We start from the raw sequence: 3,020 nt of genomic DNA on the forward strand, positions 1-3,020 counted from the left end.
CCTCCACCGAGGAGGCCCGCGCCCAGCGCCTGGTGGAGGTGCCGCCGGGCAAGGACGCGGTGAGGCCGCTGCGCAGCGCGCTGGACGGGCTGCTCCAGGCGCTGCCGCCCGAGCCGGGGCCGGGCGCGGGGCGGATCGCGGCCTGGAGCCTGGCCGGCGCAGGGGCGGCGTCCCTGATCGCGGGCGTGGCGCTGGCGGTCTCCGCGTCGAGCGCGGCGGACCGGGCCGACGCCGCCGGCGATCCGGCCGCGTACACGCGGGCGCGCGCCGACTGGCGCAGCCGCCGGCGGTGGAGCGCGGCGGCCCTCGGCGCCGGCGGCGCGGCCCTCGCGGCGGGGCTCACCTGGCGATTCGCCTTCTAGGAGGAGCGACATGGACCGGATGCTGGCGCTGGCGGCGGTGCTCGCCGTGGGGTGCAGTGGCGTGAAGGAGGACCGGCAGGGCTGCGCGCGCAGCGCCGACTGCCCGGCGGGCGAGTACTGCGCGTCCACGCCGGACGGCGCGGTCTGCTGGCCCGACGCGCAGCCGCCCGCCGTGAGCGGCGTGGCCGTGACCTGCGGGCCGCCCTGCTTGCGCGACGGGACGCTGCGCGTGGAGGCGACCGTCGCGGACGACCACGAGGTCGGTGAGGTCGCGGTCGCGCTCGACCTCGATCCGTCGCGCGCGGTCCCGATGGCCCGCGCCGGCGGCCGCTGGGTGGCGCAGGTGCCGCTCGAGGGATACCCGTTCCCCGCGTTCGAGCGCGCCGTGGTCGCGACGGTGACGGCGCGCGACGGGGCGAGGAACGCGAGCATCCCGGTGGACGTGCCGGCGCAGACCGTGACGAGGCTCCGGTGGGCTCAAGCAGCGGAGATCGGGGCCACCGTGGCCCTCAGTCCGCCTGCGGTCGACGACGTCGGGACGGTCGTCTTGGGCGGTAGCAACGGAAAGGTCTACCGATTCGACGCCTCGGGCTTACCTGTTGGAGAGCCTGTACAGCTTCCGGGTGGTGCGGCGGGGACGCCCGCCGCAGCAGCGAACGCGGCGTGGATCGGTACGCAGGCCGGGAACCTGTACGCGGTCGATGATTCCGGCGGGCTGAGTCTTGCCGATTGTTCACCGGGCGAGCCGCTTGCGGGACCTCCAGTGCTAATCGGTGCATGGGCTGTGATCGGTTCGCAGGCTGGGGTTATCGTCGTCGCTGACACTTCTGGCTTCTGCAATCAAACGAGCGTCCTCGGGCCTGTTACCTCGCCGCTGGCTGTGACCGGCGCGGGATACGTGATGGCCGTGTCATCGGGGAGCGTGCTCAAGTTTGCGCTGCCGACGAGCGGTGTGTTGCGCTCTGAATGGACAGGGGTCGGCAGTCCTCTCCCGCCGCGAGTAGGCGATGCCGTCGCCCAACCGTTTGCATCGGACGCTGGAGGCTCAATCTGGACCGTCGCTCAAAACGGGAGCCTCAATCGGACGGACGCCGACGCAACCACGACCACGGTCGCGACCGTCCCCGTCGGCAGCTCCGGCCCCATCGTCCTCGCCGACGGCAGCGTGGTGATCGGCAGCGGCGCGGGCCTGCTCCAGCGCTTCTCCACGGCCGGCGCCCCGCCGTGGACCGAGAGCGAGGCGCTGAACGGCGTGCCGGCGATCCCGCTCGCGCTCGCCGGCGAGCGGCCGGCGCTGCTCGTGCCGACCTCCACCGGCCGGCTCTACGCCGTGGACGCCGACGACGGGAAGATCGCCTGGAGCGTGAAGCTGTCCGCCACCGGCCAGGCCCTCCAGCCCGCCAACGTCCACGGCGCGCCCGGCGCGGCCACCTCCACCGCGTACGTGGCCGGGGCCGACGGCAAGCTCTACGCGGTCATCGTGGACGGGCAGCTCGATCGCGCCGCGCCGTGGCCCAAGGCGTTCCACGACCCGCGCAACACCGGCAACGCGGGGGCGCTGCCGTGAGGCGCGCGCTCGTCGCGGCCCTGTGCGCGCTGGCCGCCACCGGCGCCGGCGCGGTGGAGCGGCTCGGGGTGATGGCGGTGGCCGACCCGCCGGCCGGGCCCGACGCGGAGCTCACCGAGCTCGCGCACCAGCTCCGCGCCGCGTGCCGCGACCGCGTCGGCGGCGTGGAGGAGGTGGCCACCATGCGGCGGCGGCTGCTCGGCCAGGGCTCGGACGCGACGCTCTCCGAGCTGGATCGCGCCTACGGCGGCGCGCTGGCGGTCTACCAGAACGGCGAGTTCGACAGCTCGGTCCGCACGCTGCGCGCCATCGTGGACGACCTGGAGGCGCTGCCCGAGGGGGAGGAGGCGTACTTTCAGTGGAAGCGCGCCATGCTCCGGCTCGCCCACGCCTCGCTCAGCCTGGGGCAGGAGCGCGAGATGGAGCGCGCCTTCCTCGCGCTCGCCCGCACCGACCCTGCGCTGCAGCCGGATCCGGACCAGTACTCGCCCGGCTTCCGCCGCCGCTTCGAGGAGGTGAAGGCGCGGGTGCGCGCGCTGCCCCGGCGGCGCCTGCACGTCGCCTCGGAGGGACGGTCCGGCACGGTCTACGTGAACGGCCGCGCCATGGGCACGACGCCCGTCACGCTGACGCTGCCGGCGGGGAGCTACCGCGTCGGCGGCGGGGCGGGCGCGCTGCGGGTGCCGAGCTTCACCGTGGACCTCGAGCCGGAGGACCGGAGCGTGGTGCTGGACTTCGCGCTGGCGGATGCGCTGCGCGTGAACGCCGGCCCCGGGCTGGCGCTCGCGCCGGAGGCGCGCGGCTACGGCATCGTGCGCGCCGGCGCCTGGCTCGGCGTCGATCGCCTGCTGACGGTGAGCCGCGCGCAGGAGGGCCAGGCGCAGTTCCTGGTCGGCTCGATCTTCGACGTGCGCCGGGGCGCGCTGCTGCGCGAGGGGAGCGTGCGGCTGGTGGCGGGCGGCCTGCCGTCGGTCCAGGTCGGCGCGCTCGCGTCGTTCCTGCTCACCGGCCAGTCCTCGCGCGACGTGCAGAACCTGACGCAGCAGGGGCCGCACGAGATCCGGCCGCCGCTGCCGCCGGTCGCCGAGGCG

The 3,020-nt window shown here is 75.3% G+C and carries 2 protein-coding genes and 1 pseudogene; all 3 read left to right on the top strand.

What is annotated here, in order from left to right; all coding sequences use genetic code 11:
• Positions 1–362: pseudogene (locus tag PSR1_RS22645) on the top strand (hypothetical protein); the annotation flags it as partial.
• A 10-nt stretch (positions 363–372) separates the two neighbouring features.
• On the top strand, positions 373–1,929 hold the full coding sequence (locus PSR1_RS22650) for a PQQ-binding-like beta-propeller repeat protein (RefSeq protein WP_059439566.1): 1,557 nt from the start codon (positions 373–375) through the stop codon (positions 1,927–1,929).
• Positions 1,926–3,020: PEGA domain-containing protein (locus PSR1_RS22655; RefSeq protein ID WP_059439567.1), on the top strand; the 1,095-nt coding region annotated here is incomplete at its 3' end. The genes PSR1_RS22650 and PSR1_RS22655, both read left to right, overlap by 4 nt.

Source organism: Anaeromyxobacter sp. PSR-1, from assembly GCF_000964525.1.
Taxonomy (GTDB): domain Bacteria; phylum Myxococcota; class Myxococcia; order Myxococcales; family Anaeromyxobacteraceae; genus Anaeromyxobacter.